Origin of the sequence: Sporosarcina sp. P2 (genome assembly GCF_002743255.1) — a bacterium.
In the GTDB taxonomy this organism is placed as follows: Bacteria; Bacillota; Bacilli; order Bacillales_A; family Planococcaceae; genus Sporosarcina.
Window position 1 is genome coordinate 1 of sequence record NZ_PDYY01000018.1, and the last position, 17868, is coordinate 17868.

General features: G+C 39.4%; 13 protein-coding genes. 11 read left to right on the forward strand and 2 right to left on the reverse strand.

The features are described 5' to 3' along the window. Positions 1 to 425: 425 nt before the first annotated feature. A complete protein-coding gene (locus tag CSV67_RS15450; RefSeq protein WP_099632494.1) occupies positions 426 to 656 on the reverse strand; it encodes a hypothetical protein in 231 nt (76 codons plus the stop codon). 212 nt (positions 657 to 868) lie between these two features. Next, on the reverse strand, positions 869 to 1252 hold the full coding sequence (locus tag CSV67_RS15455; protein WP_099632495.1) for a helix-turn-helix domain-containing protein: 384 nt from the start codon (positions 1250 to 1252) through the stop codon (positions 869 to 871). Between the two features lie 923 nt (positions 1253 to 2175). Between CSV67_RS15455 and CSV67_RS15460 the strand changes: the two genes are divergently transcribed. From CSV67_RS15460 to CSV67_RS15510, 11 genes are all read left to right on the forward strand, one after another. Continuing rightward, positions 2176 to 3546: a polysaccharide deacetylase family protein gene (locus tag CSV67_RS15460; RefSeq protein ID WP_233192634.1), complete on the forward strand. Its 1371-nt coding sequence runs from the start codon at positions 2176 to 2178 to the stop codon at positions 3544 to 3546. Positions 3547 to 3564: 18 nt separating this feature from the next. Continuing rightward, positions 3565 to 4884, forward strand: a complete 1320-nt coding sequence (locus CSV67_RS15465; RefSeq protein ID WP_099632497.1) for a nucleotide sugar dehydrogenase — start codon at positions 3565 to 3567, stop codon at positions 4882 to 4884. A gap of 15 nt (positions 4885 to 4899) precedes the next feature. Next, the gene (locus CSV67_RS15470) at positions 4900 to 6696 is read left to right on the forward strand and encodes a glycosyltransferase family 2 protein (RefSeq protein ID WP_099632498.1); all 1797 of its coding nucleotides are present in this window, start codon (positions 4900 to 4902) and stop codon (positions 6694 to 6696) included. 32 nt (positions 6697 to 6728) lie between these two features. After that, the gene (locus tag CSV67_RS15475) at positions 6729 to 8456 is read left to right on the forward strand and encodes a polysaccharide deacetylase family protein (RefSeq protein WP_099632499.1); all 1728 of its coding nucleotides are present in this window, start codon (positions 6729 to 6731) and stop codon (positions 8454 to 8456) included. A gap of 32 nt (positions 8457 to 8488) precedes the next feature. Further along, on the forward strand, positions 8489 to 9763 hold the full coding sequence (locus CSV67_RS15480) for a helix-turn-helix domain-containing protein (RefSeq protein ID WP_158232963.1): 1275 nt from the start codon (positions 8489 to 8491) through the stop codon (positions 9761 to 9763). Positions 9764 to 9835: 72 nt separating this feature from the next. Further along, the gene (locus tag CSV67_RS15485) at positions 9836 to 12397 is read left to right on the forward strand and encodes a helix-turn-helix transcriptional regulator (RefSeq protein WP_099632500.1); all 2562 of its coding nucleotides are present in this window, start codon (positions 9836 to 9838) and stop codon (positions 12395 to 12397) included. A 37-nt stretch (positions 12398 to 12434) separates the two neighbouring features. Next, positions 12435 to 14759, forward strand: coding sequence for a winged helix-turn-helix domain-containing protein (locus CSV67_RS15490; protein ID WP_099632501.1), 2325 nt, complete (start codon positions 12435 to 12437; stop codon positions 14757 to 14759). Positions 14760 to 14912: 153 nt separating this feature from the next. Continuing rightward, on the forward strand, positions 14913 to 16337 hold the full coding sequence (locus tag CSV67_RS15495) for an aminotransferase class I/II-fold pyridoxal phosphate-dependent enzyme (protein WP_099632502.1): 1425 nt from the start codon (positions 14913 to 14915) through the stop codon (positions 16335 to 16337). Between the two features lie 15 nt (positions 16338 to 16352). Continuing rightward, on the forward strand, positions 16353 to 16994 hold the full coding sequence (gene tmk, locus CSV67_RS15500) for a dTMP kinase (RefSeq protein WP_099632503.1): 642 nt from the start codon (positions 16353 to 16355) through the stop codon (positions 16992 to 16994). 52 nt (positions 16995 to 17046) lie between these two features. Next, positions 17047 to 17376 (forward strand): cyclic-di-AMP receptor, encoded by a 330-nt coding sequence (locus CSV67_RS15505; protein ID WP_009499399.1) that lies wholly within the window; start codon positions 17047 to 17049, stop codon positions 17374 to 17376. A gap of 17 nt (positions 17377 to 17393) precedes the next feature. Continuing rightward, positions 17394 to 17834 carry a YaaR family protein gene (locus CSV67_RS15510; RefSeq protein WP_099632504.1) on the forward strand — a complete coding sequence of 147 codons (441 nt, stop codon included), beginning with the start codon at positions 17394 to 17396 and terminating at the stop codon, positions 17832 to 17834. The last annotated feature ends 34 nt before the right edge of the window (positions 17835 to 17868 follow it).

A 17868-nucleotide genomic window follows, 5' to 3' on the forward strand; every position in this document is an offset into this window, starting at 1 on the left:
CCCCTGTGAGAGTAGGACGTTGCTAGGCATGCGAAGCCATTCCCTTTGGGGAGTGGCTTTTTTGTGTTTAATTATGAATATGAGCTAAATTTAGAGTTGAGTGATTGTAGATTTTAGTTAGTTGCTCAATAAATCTTGTTAAGCGCTCTATCGTCTCGCTTACTCGCTCAATGAGGCATGGCATGCGCTCTATTGTCTCGCATATCTGCTCAATGAGTCGTGCTAAGCGCTCTATCACCCTGCCTAACCGCTCAATGAAACACACCAGGCACACTATCGCCTTGCCACTTACCCACTATAAACCTTGCGAACCAAGCACCAATCAATCATTCCCCGTAGTGAGACGATAAAAAAATCCATGTCGGAAAGCCCATGGATTAGACAGCGTATGTTTCTATTCGAGATGATTGAAGCTGGCTAACTAATCATACGGGGTAGTAAATATCGTCTTCGCTTTCATAGCGTAATGCAATGGATAGTCCATTGTCTGACTTGAATTTAAGTGTAGTTGTGTCCAGATAACCAGTTAGAATAGAAAATAAATGGCGATCTTGTTGTGGAGGCAAAAGAGAATAGTGGATAATATCATGAATAAGCGAAGACATTTCCTCGTACGACGTAAAAACGTAATACTCATTGACCATATAAGCCGGCATACTGCTCATCTCCTAAACAAATAGAATGAAGACTTGAGCGACGGGAGAAGGAGAGTAAACGATTGCCTATTCAGCAAGTATTTTAGAAAAGGCTTCAAATATAAAGCTGAAATTATACTTGCGAATAGAAGAATCTTTGTACAGTTATTATATAGTAAAATGTTACAAAATACTATTGAGTATTGTCGAAAAATTTAAAATGGTAAAAAAGATTAATTTTTAAAATTATACATAGTTTGCATGAATGCCAACAAAGCATTTTTATCAGCGTTGGATAACTTTATACCATTAAAGGATACTGGTTTTTGCAATAATTTCTCTAGCTCAATTTCTTTGGACGCCTCATCACTTTTTGAAGATGAAATGGCTTGATCTACTGTTTCATTCGGTAGGTAACCTGCCAATATTAGTAACTCATTCTTATCTGCCTCCAAGGCAGCTGCTAGTGCACAAATCGTTTCACGAGAAGGATTGTATCTACCTTTTTCCAATGAAGCGATGAAGGAGTAACTCAGATTAGCTAGATCAGCTAAATAACGTAAAGTCATTTGTCTTTGTTCACGTAATTTTCGTAGGCGAATTCCAAATTTGTTCAAACATATTCCCTCCTTAACTTCTTCATGACTAATATTGCAAAGTATGTACTTCTATCATAACCTATTTACTTATAAAAAGCAGAAAATACTTACCTAACACTTTTAGGTAGAAAGACTTTAAATGAAAAATCGTAAAGCAGTTTTTGAATTTAATTTAAAAGTCTATATTACTAGTGGATAGAATCTGAGAAAAAAGTTGTATATTCTATCACTAACACATTATATTGTGAGCGGCATTATCATTTTACAACTTGTTTAAGTGCAACTATCCTCCAAAGCCCCAAGTTTAATGACCTTTAGTGTAATGTTCAGTGCATTGAGAATAAACTAGGACTAAAAAATAGATGTCCGTGGTATTCCAAAAGTAATTGGCAGAATTAACTAACAAATGTGTTGACAAAAAGAACAAACCAATTTAATATGTGTTGTAACGCTAAACAAATGGTTTTTTTAACCTGTTTGTTTAGAAAAACAACACGAAAGTTAATGGTAAAAAGGAGGTGGTAAAAAACTTGATTATAATTGAACACGCTCTTGTAATATGCAAATGTCTGCCCTGACTTTTATCCGTATTTACAAGGTTTTCTACTTACTAACAACAGCGCCAGTGGTGAAAGACATAAACTACATTATTACGATAAAAAGATAGTGTAAAAGTTGTTAAGTAAAGAAAATGTACTAATAAATTAGCATAACAGCTGCTCTAAATTCTCTATTAACATTGGTTGATCAGAATACACATACAAGGAATGCGTTTGTTTTCAAGAATTACGCATAAAAGTATAAAAATTATGATGATACGGAAAGTGTAGGTGTTGAGAATGCGTTATGAATATCGGGAATCTCATAATCTTAACAAATTGAAATCTACCTCTCTTTTATTACTTCTAAGTTCTTTATTGGTAGTAGGTGGATGTTCTCCATTGTTTGAAGGTAAAAAGAGTGGTGATTCAGCAGCCGTTGCTCTAGCTAGTGAAAAGGTCGCTCCATACGTGGAAGGGAAAAGTGAAGTTCTTTCTTATGTATGGACTACTAGGAAGGAGTTATCCCTTACGTTTAATGGTATGGCTGACAAAAAGACAATGGTGGAGCTTTTGGATGCACTAGAGGAAAACAATATTCCAGCTACATTCTTTTTACCAGGTATACGAGTAGCAGAAGAGCCCGAAATTGCCAAAATGATTTTGGATCGCGGTCATGAAATAGAAAACAACACACTAAATCAATTGGATCTTCAGAATATGAGTTATGAGGAATTGTATAAAGAAGTCAAACTCAGCAATGAAGTAATTCGAAAAGAAACTGGTATAACGCCCCGTTATGTCAGAACACGATCGGGTGAATACAATGAGGATCTTCAAGCCGTTACTGCACAACTTGGTATGGATGCCGTTATTAATTACACAATCAACCCACGTGAAGGGGAGATGCAAGGAGCTAAGACAATCGGCAAATATATTGAAAGGTATATAACGCGTGGATCAATTATTTCCATGCATACGGATATTAATCCCGAGGTGGTTGGAGCCATACCGTATATCGCGAAGGCTGTTGAAAATACAGGTTATAAATTAATCCCGTTAAATGAACTAGTTAATAAAGGTACCAAGCGTAAACCATTCGAACAAATAGCCGGCTATGATCGAATTAAAATCAATCCAAACTATAGCGATATTAAACCAAATATCTTTTACGAAGCACCTACAGAAGAAAAAGTGATCGCACTGACATTTGATGACTGGGCAAGTGATTACACAGTTACAAAGATTCTTGAGATCTTGAAAGAAGAGAAAGTTCCCTCCACATTCTTCTTGATTGGTAAAGGGGTAGAGAAAAATCCAAACTTAGCTAGAGCAATTTATGAGCAAGGTCATGAAGTGGCTAGTCACTCATACGGTCATGAAGTAGTGACAAAAATCACACCTGAAGAACTGCAAGAGGATTTGGTTAAAGCGCATAAAGTCATTACTGAAGCGATTCAAGCAAAACCGACCATGCTATTCCGTCCAGCTACAGGTGAAATAGATGAAAAGACAGCAAAAATAGCTATGGCAACAGGTTACAAAAGCATTGCATTGTACGATGTCACGCCATTTGACTGGGATATAGAAAATGATGCCGATGAAATCGTTAAACGTATCATCAACAAACGCGGAGATGGAAGTGTCATTGTACTTCACATCCTAGACGGCACGCACACTATCGAAGCCCTCCCCAAAGTTATCCATACTTTACGCGAAGAAGGCTACACATTTAAACATATGACGGAGTTAATGCGAATGAAGAATAACTAAATGACAGAGGTGGTATGAATGGTGAATTCATTATACGAGCGAATCATGTATAGACAAGAAAAGATTGCAGTAGTTGGATTAGGTTACGTCGGACTACCGGTAGCTATAGCTTTTTCTGAAGTAGCTGATGTCATTGGCTTTGATGTTAGTGAAAAAAAAATTGATCAGTTATTTGCTGGTATTGACGTAACAGGTGATATTGGGGATGAACGAGTCCGCAATACGAGTATGCTCTTTACATCAAATGAAACGGATTTGCAGGACGCAAAGTTTTTCATTGTTGCCGTCCCAACACCTATTCAGTCTGGAAACCTTCCCGACTTGAAAGCCCTTCAGTTGGCCAGCCAAGTGGTAGGTCGAAATTTGGAGAAGGGGTCAGTCGTAGTCTATGAGTCAACTGTATATCCCGGAGTTACAGAGGAAGTGTGCATTCTCGAACTAGAGGCAGCATCTAACCTGAAATTCGGTACAGACTTTACAGTAGGTTATTCGCCAGAGCGTATTAATCCAGGTGATCAAGTCCACCGACTAGAGAACATTGTAAAAATTGTTTCTGGCAGTGATGAGGAAACACTAAATACTATCGCAAGTGTCTATGAAATGATTATCGAAGCTGGTGTATACCGAGCGGAATGCATAAAGGTAGCAGAAGCGGCAAAGGTTATCGAGAATGCGCAGCGGGATATTAACATCGCATTCATGAATGAACTCTCCATGTTGTTCAATCAAATGAAAATTGACACACAAGCGGTATTGCGTGCAGCAAAAACAAAGTGGAACTTCCTACCCTTTTCTCCGGGATTAGTAGGTGGTCACTGTATAGGGATCGATCCCTATTATTTAACGTTTAAAGCAGAAGATTGCGGATACCGATCTAAAATATTACTTGCGGGTCGCCATATCAATGATTCGATGGCGGCATATATTTCCCAGCAAATCCTTAAGATCCTTGTACAGCAGAAAGTGAATCTGAAAAATATCAAAGTAGGTGTATTAGGTCTTACTTTTAAAGAAGATTGTCCTGACTTTCGTAACACAAAAGTACTCGATATTATTAAGGAATTAAAAGAGTACGGAATCGAGCCAATTGTCGCAGATGCATTGGCGGATCCCCAAGCCGTTAAAGAAGAGTGTGGTATCACGCTTGTCTCCACAGAGGAATTCAAAGGATTGCATGCAGTCATTGTAGCAGTACCACATGAAGCATATAGAGGACTCACGTTGGAGGACTTCCAGCAAATGTTCGAAACGGATACTACTCAACTACTGGTGGATGTTAAAGGAATCTACGAGAAAAAAGAATTTGAAGATCAGAATATCCGGTATTGGAGTCTATAAGAAAGGTGTGGAATTATGGTGAAAGAAAAATCAAATGCCAAAACAGTAATTAGACACACTAGTGAATCGACCCTTCTTCCAAACGTCCCAATACTGCAAAGAGATGACGAAGGTAAAATGGTCGAAACAAATCGCCTGTTAAAGAATTCCTACTCATGTAATTTTACTATCACAATGAAAAATAAAAATGTTGGTAAAAAAATGAAAACAAAAGCGATTGAATTATCCAAGACAGACCTACTTGTCGACTTCGACCCATCTATGAATTCACTGAAAGCCGGCGATGTAGTAAACCTACGTTTTAAAATTCCTAGAGGAACGATGGAAGAAGGATACGAGTCGACAGTGAGGATCCGTGGAACAGTTAGTTGGCAGGAAGTGAAAATGCCAAATGACGAAATCACTTGGAAGATGGTCTTTACATTCGTCGAGTCACTAGATTCCTACTTCCGGAGAACGAAGTGGAAGTTTATCACAACCTTCACCCTTGCCAGTCTCTTACTTGTTGCATTCTTTATTGTATTGATGCGCATTGAAAGTCTAGTCTATTTTAAATTTAATAAGTTTATTTACTTTTATAGTTTGATTGCAGCTACATTTTTGCTCACTCGATATATATTTGGAGCTTTCTATAGGAATGTACCAATCAATTCTAATTATCGTCCAGGTGTCTCCATTATTATTCCGGTCTTTAATGAAGAAGAGTGGATTCATAAAACGATATATGGTTGCCTGAATCAAAACTATCCAATCGATAAGTTGGAAGTAATCGTCGTAGATGACCAGTCTACAGATCTCACAGTCGAGAATATCTGGAAAGCAGTAGAAAGGTTAGAACAAGAAGATGAAGTATACAAAATCAAAGAACGTTTACAAGTATACGTAATGCCGCAAAACGGCGGGAAACGCAAAGCATTAGTAGATGGCGTGGCAATGGCCAAACATGATCTTGTTATTTTTGTCGATTCAGATAGTTTCTTAGAACCAAATGCCATTCTGAATTTAGTCCAACCATTTCAAGATCCTAAAATGGGTGGCGTTGCAGGACGCACAGATGTGGAAAATAAATATGTAAATAGTATTACAAAATTACAAGTTGTCCGTTACTATATCGCTTTTCGTGTCATGAAAGCAGCAGAATCTTACTTCGATTGTGTCACTTGTTTATCGGGTCCATTATCTTGTTATAGAAAGTCTCTGATTCTAGATCACCAAGAGGATTGGCTTAATCAAACTTTCTTAGGTCAGCCAGCGACTTTCGGCGACGATCGCAGTATGACCAACTATATTCTACAAACACACCGCACCGCATACCAAGATAGGGCCATCTGTTCAACAGTTGTCCCGGATAAATTTGGCGTGTTTTTAAAGCAACAAATGCGCTGGAAACGCTCTTGGTTACGTGAATCACTACGAGCAGGAACATTTATTTGGAGGAAAGAAGTATTTATGGCTTTGTTCTTTTACGTAGGATTGATTGTACCAATTGCTGCACCAGTCGTCGTATTGTACAACTTACTCTATGTGCCGCTGTTTTACGGTATATTCCCCACCACCTTCTTGCTGGGACTATTTCTTATGGCCTTCATGATGAGTGCCGCCTACTTGTTCTTTAAGAAAAGCAGTCTGTGGGTCTTCGGATTTGTCTTCGTTTTGATGTATGAAGCCGTTCTATTATGGCAGATGCCTATTGCATGGGTGACATTCTGGAAATCTACATGGGGAACACGCGATACGCCACAAGATATTGAAGCGCGCGATAAGAAGTTGGGCAAGAAGTTGAAAAAAGATCCTCTAACTATTAAATCATAACTATATGAGTTTGTAGATAAGGAGAATGACGTATGAAACGAAAAAGTGATGAAATATTAGATTATGAAAAGAAAAACCGACGGAAAGTCAGACGGTCAATTCTTCAAGTAGGTATTTTATTGGTCATTGTATTTCTTGTGTTCCAAGCGTTTGTTGAAATGAATCGTTATGATGCATTGAATAATGAAAAATGGAAGAACAGGCAAGGTTTTATAGCACTTTCATATCCAGGTGTATCAAGGGATGGATCAGATTCTCTGTTTGCAAAAAAGCAATTGCAACGGCAGTTGGAAGCATTGAGAGACCAAGGATATGAGACGATCTCTCAACAAGATATACTGAATTTCTACAAAAACAAGAAACCATTACCTGAGAAAGCATTATTTCTTGCATTTGAAGATGGACGTACAGACACGAGCGTTTACGTCAATCCACTGTTGAAGAAGTATAACTACAAAGCGACATTGCTCTCTTTCGCCAACAAGTTAGATGAGAACGATAAACGTTTTCTTCAACCTTCACACCTAAAGCAAATGCAAAAAAGTGGGTTTTGGGAATTAGGTAGTAACGGTAACCGCTTAACATACATCAATATCTTTAATAAGGAAGGCACGTTCTTGAATATTCGTGATGATGAAGAAGTGCTAAGTAAAGATAAAATCGAATCGTACAATCACTTTTCGATGGACTTCATCCGCGATCAATATTTGATTCCAAGTGAGAATCGATTGGAGATGGAGAAGCGCATCACAAATGATTACAAAGCGATGCGCAAAATCTATCAAGAAAAATTGGGTGCTATTCCTGGGGTCTACATGATTATGCATGCAAATAGTTTGTATAATACAGCAAACAAATTGGTTACAGACGTCAATGACAATGAGATTAGAAAAACATTTGACATGCACTTTAATCAAGAAGGAAATGCACTTAACACTAAAAGAAGAGAATTATATAACCTAACCCGCGTTCAGCCAAAACCATCTTGGTCTACGAATCATTTACTCATGAAAATACAAAATGATACAAATCAAAAAGTAGATTTTGTAAAAGGTGACGAAAAACAAGCCAACCAATGGAAAGCAATTGAAAGCGCAGCGGAATTTCGTGATGGTCTGATCACCCTTACTTCAAAATCAAAAGAGGCTGGAAAACTGGTACTGAAGGAGAATACCGCAAAGGATATACAGTTTACAGGAAAAGTGGGGGGGAGTATCGAGGGCCAACAATCCATTTTCTTACGACATAGCGATAATGGTGACTCTTACGTGAAAATTACAGTTGAAAATGATTATTTAGTGATCGAGGAAAAGGTAGAGGGACAATTGAAAGAACTACTTGTAAAAAAGTCCATACCAAAAGTTGAAATCGTCCAAACAACAAATAATGAAAACCCCACTTCACGAAAAGAAGATAAAGCACGGAGCGAAGGACTGCCTAATGAAAAAAGCATAGACATCAAACTTCAGAATAATACATTAAACATCAGGTTAAATAACAAAAAAATTGTAAGTAATCTAGAAGTCAATCAAGACATTCAAGCTGGAAAGCTAGCACTGGGTTCTACCTGGATACCGGGAGGCTTCAATGATCCAATTCATGATGCACAGTTTAGTGAAGTGACGATTGCTTCATTAGCAGACAGTGGTGTTGAGCAGACGACCTTGTTCACAAATGAAATACAAAAGCCACAGCAACTGATGTATACATTTGTTGGTTCTATCAAGTCAGCAATGAACTGGGTAGTCGATAACTTCTAATAATCGGCATCAGTTGAAAAGGCGGGATTTCAATGCTTACTAATAAAAAAATACTATTCATGATGATTTCCTGCCTCTTTTTTAGTGGATGTCAGGATAAAAAACAGCAAACCGTAGATTTATCCATTCTAGATGAATTGGAACTTTCGGCTTGGGTGACTGAGTGGCAGTGGCAAAGTGGAGTGGGAGACCTCCGACAAGTTCAAGGTCTAGATAGGGCACAGGTTTTTGCAGCCTATTTTGACGGGGAGGATCACATATATTTACGGGACAAAATGGACGATGCCATTGGTGCTATGAAAATACTATCAAAGGAACGTAATATCCCACTCGATTTAACCATTGTTAATGATCAGTTTCTGTCTGATGGAACGGTCGTTCACAAAGACTCCGAACTAATTGGACGCTTGGTAGAAACGACGGAAAGTCGAAAACGGCATATTGATAATATTTTGGAATACATCAACGCCTATCAATTTGAAGGGTTAGAACTAGACTATGAAAATGTAGATGGGGAAGATCTGCCAAACTTGCTTCAATTTTATAAAGAACTATATGATGCTCTGTTAGCACAAGGAAAGCCATTGCGTATTATATTGGAACCCAACTTAGACGTCGAACAATACAATTTTCCTGTAGGACCAGTCTACGTCATGATGGCCTATAACTTATTTGGCGGCCATTCAGGTCCAGGGCCAAAAGCAGACGATGAATTCATCCGCAAAGTAGTAAGTAAAATGAATACCCTTCCTGGGCAACCAGTTATCGCATTGTCGGCTGGCGGTTTTAGTTGGCAACATGGAAAGGATGAAACGAAAACCCTCACTGAAAAGGAGGCAGAAGAACTTGCTAGAAAAAGTGAGGTGAAGCCCATACGGGATCCATCTAGTGGCGGTATGTACTTTGATTATCAAGATGAACACGGTGATACGTACACAGTTTGGTACGGAGATCAGCAAACCTTGTATCAATGGATGAAAGTTGCGGCTGAAGAGGGACAAATGAGAGTTTCCCTATGGCGAATGGGAGGCATGGAAGACACCACATTGAAATTTCTAAATAACGCAGTCAATTATAAAGCGAAAGTGAAAGGAGAAAACGAGATGTTTGCCAATCATATAAAGGAACTCAGGAAACAAATGAACCTGACGCAAGCTGAATTGGCTGAGCGGGTGGGCATCGGCCGTACAGCTTTATCCAAAATAGAGAATGGCGCTTACTATCCAAGTGCTAAGACCATGAAGAAAATATCGGATGTGCTCAATAAGCCAATTGGCGAAATATTTTTCAACACTGACATTTCGTAAAGGTGCGTAAAACCAGTACGTATAGTTGAGTTCTAGTGGGAGTCGTAATGCAATCGAAGGGAGTGAAGATTTGTGAAAGTATATATAGCTGATGAAAAGATTAAAATGCCTATAGCAAACGAAGAAGTAATCAGTAGAAAAGATATAGAAATTCCTATTCACTCGAAGTTGGTGCGACTTACTATTGTTCGCGCACCGGAGGGATATGGAAAGACCATGTTGCTAAGTAAATCATTCTCCCAAATAACAGATTCGACGGCTTGGCTCACATTAGACGAAATGGATAACGATCCCATTCGTTTTTGGACCTATGTGATTACGTCATTAGAGAAAAGCGGCAATATGATTGATGCAGAAAAGGTATTGTCTTTCATCAAAACAAGCCCGCCCTATTACATGATTGTCGATATGCTGTTGAATGAACTAAATGCTCAACGAAGAAGAGTTACACTGATTCTAGATGATTATCATATGATCACGAATCCTGTCATTCATAACATGATGAACCAATTCATCGATTCTATATCGCATCATATAAAGGTTTTCATAACAAGCCGAAACGAAGTGCCTCTATCCGTTTCCAAGTGGCGGACAAAGGGCTGGGTGTACGAAATCGGTATCCAACAACTGCAATTCCAATTGAATGAAATCCGAGAGTTTTACGACAAGCGTTCTTCACTATCGAGATATTCAATATTTTTCTACGAGCAAGTATTACGTATTACAGAAGGTTGGCCTTTAGGTATTCAATTGATAAGTCTCATCGGATCAGCAGAAGATCCCCAATGGAATGTGGAGGAATCTTCCGTCCTATCACCTGTCGTAGCAAATTACTTAGTGTATGAAGTATTGTGCAGTCTCACTCCCTTCATGCAAGACTTTCTCATGCATACATCGGTATTACAATATGTAACACCCGAAAGTTGTAATCAGTTATTGAATCGTAATGATAGTGAAGAAGTCTTGAGAGAAATAGAAAAGAGAGGTTTGTTTCTTAATCAGTTAACCGACAGCCAACTGACGTACACGTACCATAGTCTATTTTCAATTGCCTTACAGAATGAAAGACGTCGACATTTTTCGAATGACTGTATAAATGAGGTGTATGTTAAAGCAGCACATATCCGCTATGGACAAGGCGATTATGCAACAGGAATTGAGTTGGCGATTAAAGGGGAGTTATTTGATGTAGCTGATCGTTGGATTAAAGAGAATCTGGTAAACATCATTTTATCCAAACAGACCGAGACATTCATGCGATGGATGTTGATACTACGTAAAAGCTCTTTCGAACTCCATGCGGAAACGCTTGCAGTATATGCGTTCAATCTAGCCATTCAGTTTGAAATGGAAAAAGCGGGAGTGATTATTCGAGAGCTTGACCGTAGGGATCAAAAAACAGGTTGGAAAAAGGAAGACTCTTTAGAAGATGCCACACTAATTTTAGACATTGTAAAAGTGTTTATGTTGTTTACACAGGGCGGTCCGACAGAGAAAAAAGACTTAGGTTCGCAAGGGCGAATTAACAATCATTCATTTTCCGCTGATTCGCGATGGAAAAACGTATTGATGACGTATAATCACTTTCAATCTCAATTGCTAAGAACTAGTTTAGGCAATAGAGGTGGACTACACTCTATCAAACGACTGTCTACATTGAGTGACGTCTTACGTACTGATAAATTCCTTGCTCACAATTTGGCAGGATACAGTCAGGGTCTACAAGCGGAAGCCTTCTATGAAATGAATCTATTATCCGAATCCACACATTATATGAAAAAGGCTATGGAATATACTGATCGTCATAGTGATGCAGGCTTGTCTATACCCATGTACATTCTACAGGCTAAAATGTATCTGGCTAATCAGCAGTTCGTTAAAGCTCAGGCCATATTAAACCACGCGATGGAATCAACGGTTAATACTAACTGGCAATGTATTTTAATTATAATGAAAGCACTAGGCTATATTCGTGAAGGATCCTTCGACCGGGCGGAAATTGAATTGAACAGATCATATAATTTAACACATCGGCAAGCGAAATTTGATATGGAGTTCCGAGTGCTTGTACAAGCGCGACTGCATATGGCCAAAGGCAATACGCGAAAAGCCCTTTATTGTATTGATCAAGTTACGCAAGAAGCTAAAGAAGCATTGCATATAGCAACTACTATTGAGGCAAAGTTATTGCGATCCATCTGTATGTGGAATAACAGCAAAAAAAGGCTAGCAATCGATATACTTCATGAAGCATTGGAATTAGCGGTAAAGTCAGGCTTTAAACGCATGTTTCTGGACGAAAAAGCATTGAATCCAGTGCTAATGAGTTATATAAAATGTCGAATGAACTTTGAACAACCTTATTGGAAGACAGTTCCGCTTGTCTTTGCACAGTCGCTACGGACGGATCATATCGCTCATCGTGCGGCTGCTCATCAAAGTAGTAAACCCAATTTAACTCCCCGCGAGGAAGAGTTGATTAAGGCACTCGCAACCGGCTCATCCAACAGGGAGATTGCGGAACAGCTTTTTCTTTCGGAAGGAACCGTTAGAGTGTACTTATCGAAAGTCTATAAAAAACTCAATGTTAGCTCACGGACTCAAGCAATACTGCAAGTCAAGGATTGGCAGTAGAACAAAATATACTACTATTGATTAGGAGGTGACGGTCATGACCACATTACTAGCCTCAAAATTACAAAAACCTACCGTACGTGATGAGTGGATTAGCGGAGAGAATATGATTGCTGTCCAACATGAAGCAGTGCAATCAAAAGTACTGTTCATTACTGCTCCAACAGGTTATGGAAAGACAACATTTTTGACTAGTTGGTCAGGTAATTTGAATGAAAACGTCGCATGGTTGACAGTCGATGAAACTGATAATGATGCAGAGCAATTTTTCCGATATATCCTCTATACAGTCTACTCGGCGTGCAATTTGCTTCCGCAAGAAAAATTACAGCTAAAACTTGTCGATGCAGACCGCAACGATTTGAACACGATGTGGAATTTCTACAAAGAACTAGGTAATGTAATGACAAAGCGGGTTCGATTAATTATTGACGATTTTCATCATATTACTGCTCCAGAACTGTTGGAAATGATTCAGTATTTTGTAATGGATTTACCCGAATCCTTGAAGATATGCTTTGCTAGTCGCCACCTCCCTCCTTTTACACTTGCACTCTGGCAATCCTTATTCACTGTTACTGAAGTGAAAATGCAGCATCTGCGTTTTACGGTCGTAGATATGAAAAAATATTTGAAAAACCAACCCGAACAGCAACAATCAGTATGGCAAGAATTCGTGCAGACAGAAGGTTGGCCTGCGGCACTACGAAATGTTGTGCAGTCACAAAATACGTATGATCTGCAGCATTCTAGAAGGTACACTATGAATGTGTTAATGAATGATCTATGGGGTGAATTTTCAAGCTCGGCACAGCATTTCCTTTTAACAACATCCATCTTGAATACAATGGATCAAAGAATATGCGACGCATTACTCGGGAATAATGAAAGTCTGGTCCATTTACAAAATTTAGAGGAAAAAGGCTTTTTCATAGAAATGGACACGCAAAAAAACGCATGTTATCGTTATCATCCCCTTTTTTCTATAGCCTTACAGCAAAAGTTGCAACAAACCTATTCAAAGGAGTTTGTATTAGAGCTTCATAAAAAAGCAGCAGGTGTATACTTCCAGCAAGGTGATATTGTATGTGCAATCACACACGCATTGATAGGAAAGGCGTATCCACTTGCTAGTACTTGGATGATGAATCACGGCGTGGACATTATCAAAAGTCGAGAAACCTCTACTTTCATATCTTGGTGCCGTGAATTTGAAGAAGCTCATATTCCATTAACTTTGGATCTTCAGTTACTGTATGCTTTTTCTCTTCTTTCCGAGCACCAAATAGATGCAGCGGATCTTGTCACAAGTAAAATGACAACACAAGAGAATCGAAAAGAATGGAATGCTTTTACCAGTAGAAGCCCATCCGCTCCCTACGACTATTTCTTAATCAAGTCCTACATTACGATCATTCGAATGGGCGGTGTGACGGAAGTAGGGGAGTGGCTGCAAAAAGGATTTGATTTTAACGTAGAAAAACGCTCTAAGCTATATTTATTGCCACTTCAGTTCAATAAAACCGAGCCTACGTTATCACGTACACCATTAGGTTCACGTAAAATGTCAGCAACCCCTGAACAACATAAATACCTATTGGAAAAGCAATCTTGCCAAGCAAATAAACTTTCTATAATTGGTTACTATCACGGAATTCAAGCGGAAACATTGTACATGAAAGGCTTGATGAAAGAATCTAGAGAACACCAAGTAGAAGCACTTCTGTCAGCCCATCACTTCCAAGATCCGGGTCTGCTAATTCCTATGTATGTATTGAGTTGTAAGCTACATATGGCAAATGGCGAAATGGAAAATGCGCATGGAACGTTGCAGAGTGCCCTGTTTTATACAGAAGATAGCTACTGGAAAGACTTTTTATATGCATTTGAAGCATTTATTTACTTGAAGCAAAGTCGTCTAGAAGAAGCAGAAATCTCCTTTTTGAGATTGAAGGAGGATTTCGTGGATAATCTTCAACATCCATTTGTCACACTCGTAGATGTAAGACTACTGTTGCAAAAAGGCCAATGGGGGGAAGCGTTAAAGAAAGTAGTACATGTGAAAATTGAAGCGTTACAGGAAGGGCAAGTTGAGACATTTATCGAAGCAACAATTTTAGAAAGCTTATGTTACGCCTATCAAGAGCACTGGTTGGAAATGGCACATTCTTTACATGAAGCCATGGTTTATAGTAAAGAATATGAATATGCGCAGTTATTTATCAAAGAAGAGACGATAGGTTCACTGTTGAAGGAATATGTCAGAGTTCGTAAACAACAACATGATGTGAACTGGACGCACGTTCCGTATTTCTATGTAGATCGACTAGTACAGGCAACAAATAACAGAATTCTATCATAGTGTTGCTGACACTACGCGAAAAAAAGTGACAATAAAAAATACAAGTTAGGTTAACAGCGTATAAACAATAGAGTGTGACTTGAAAGCGATACTCCTTTAGTCAGGAGTGTCGCTTTTTGCTATACTGAGTAAAGGTAAAGGAGTGCGTAATAAATGAAATATCAAGATCGTCCACTTGTGCAAGCATTGCAGAATTTTCATAACCGAAAACCTGTTTCATTCCACGTGCCGGGACATAAAGGGGGCACATTATCTGATTTGCCGTCCGCTGTGCGTCAAGCACTTGCTTATGATCTGACGGAGCTGACAGGACTAGATGACTTGCATGAACCGACAGGAGCGATTAGAGAAGCAGAAGACAAATTGGCACATCTTTATAAAAGTGAACGGAGTTTCTTTCTAGTGAATGGTTCGACTGTGGGAAACCTGGCTATGCTGTATGCAACAGTTCAGCGGGGAGACTTGGTAATTGTGCAACGTAATGCACATAAATCGATATTCAATGCACTGGAACTGACAGGTGCCAATTCAGTGTTTCTATCTCCGGATTGGGATGAACAGACGCAGACGGCTGGAACGGTATCATTGAAGACAGTAAAAGAAGCACTCAAGCAGTATCCGAATGTGAAAGCAGCCGTTCTCACCACACCTACTTATTACGGAATAATAAATAAAGATTTAAAACAGATTATAGAAGTATGTCATAGCTACAGTATACCGATTCTCATTGATGAAGCGCATGGTGCACATTTTATAGTGAATGATGCATTTCCAACGAGCGCACTTGAACTCGGAGCAGATCTGGTCGTTCAGTCTGCGCATAAAACATTACCCGCGATGACAATGGCCTCTTTTTTACATATACATTCGCAATTTGTAAAAGTGGAAAGAGTTGCACATTATCTTCAGATGTTACAGTCCAGCAGTCCGTCTTATTTATTGATGGCATCCTTGGATGATGCAAGGTATTATGCAGAAACGTATGACGAAAAGCACTATGAGAGTTTTCGACTATACAGAAGTAATGTAGTCCGTAATCTATGCAACATAGCGCGTATCGAAGTAGTAGAGACTGATGATCAACTGAAGTTGCTCATTCGCGCAACAGGTCATACCGGATACGTCTTGCAGGAAGCATTGGAGCAACAGGGTATTTATCCCGAGTTGGCCGATCTATACCAAGTGTTGCTGGTACTGCCCTTAGTGAAAGCGGGGGACGCGGAACATGGCATTGACCTAGTGGACAAATTTAAGATAGCGATGGAGTGGATAGAAGGGAAAGAAGCTACTTCAGTACGGTTTAACAGCTTTTCATCAATTAATTCTACGTCAACGGTAGTATACACAGCAACTCAGCTTCATAGGATGGATATGGAATGGGTGAGTATGCAAGACGCAACTGGAAGAGTGGCAGCGGACGCGATTATTCCGTATCCGCCGGGCATTCCACTAGTATGTGCGGGAGAGCGTATTTGTCAAGAGCACATGAAACAAATGCAGGATCTATTGACGTCCGGCTGTAGATTTCAAGGAGCAATCAATGGAAAGACGAAACAAGTTAAAGTAGTTTTGGAATAGATAGGGGATAAGAAGATGGCTGGATTATTCATTAGTTTTGAAGGGCCGGAAGGAGCCGGCAAGACGACTGTATTGCAAGCAATTGCGGAACGTTTATTGGCACAAGGACAAGATGTAATCATGACACGAGAACCGGGTGGAATTCCTATTGCAGAAAAAATTCGTGAAGTCATCTTGGATTCAAATCACAGTACGATGGACGGTAAGACGGAAGCGCTGTTGTATGCAGCTGCACGTAGACAACATTTAGTAGAAAAAATCATACCTGCACTACAACAGAATAAAATTGTTCTATGCGACCGTTTTATTGATAGTTCATTGGCATATCAAGGGTTCGCACGTAAATTAGGCATCGACGAAGTACTGGCAATCAACTTATTCGCGATTGAAGAGTATATGCCGGATTGTACCATTTTCTTCGATGTGCCGCCCGAAGTAGGACTAGCCCGGATATGGAGAGATAAGGAACGTGAACAGAATCGTCTGGATTTAGAAAAAATGGAATTTCATGAGCAAGTGTACAAAGGCTATCAAGAAGTGATGTTACGGGATGAAGGGCGAATACAGATAGTTGACGCACAACAATTACCAGCACAAGTAATTGAAAATGTTTGGGAAATTGTAAGTATGGAAGTCAACTTACATAAGAATTCATGATATAATAAAGAAGAAATACGTTTTATGAGAAATCGGAAAAGGGGAGAGTACATTGAAACTGATTGTAGCAGTCGTACAGGACCAAGATAGTAACCGATTATCTTCCGCATTGACTAAAAGTGATTTTCGGAATACAAAATTAGCCAGTACTGGTGGATTCCTACGCGCAGGTAACACAACATTTCTAATGGGTGTGGAAGATGAGTTAGTTTCCAAAGCACTAGATTTAATTCGTGATAATTGCCGTTCTCGGGATCAAATGGTTGCACCGGTTTCACCAATGGGTGGTAATGCGGACTCATATATTCCGTATCCAATTGAAGTAGAAGTAGGCGGAGCTACTGTATTTGTCTTGCCAATTGAGCAGTTCCACCATTTTTGATTTAGAGGTGAATGCTGATGAAAGTCAATGGTGAATACCGTACAGGGATGGATAAATTATCGCCTGATCCTCTTCGGCATGCACAGGGTAATCCCAAGTTTGGACAAATGGTAGAAAAACAAGGATCACGTCTGCAAGGAGAACAGATTGCCCGGTTGTTTGGGGATATCTCAAGTGCTGGAGATCGTCTCGCAAGGTCTCGAAACTTACGTGACATGGCGAAATACAAGATGCTGATCAAACGTTTTTTGAAAGAGGCAGTAGATTCAGGTATTGAGTTAACACAATCTCATACATGGAACCAGTTCGGTGAAGGTCGCCGGTTGAATTTGGTCCAAACAATAGATGAAAAACTAATCGCGTTGACGGAGGCACTGTTGGATGAAGAAGAATCATCCATTGATTTACTCGCCAAAATTGGTGAAATCAAAGGTCTTCTGATCAATTTATATACGTGATCCCGTGCCGCACTCACATGTAGCACGGGGTTTT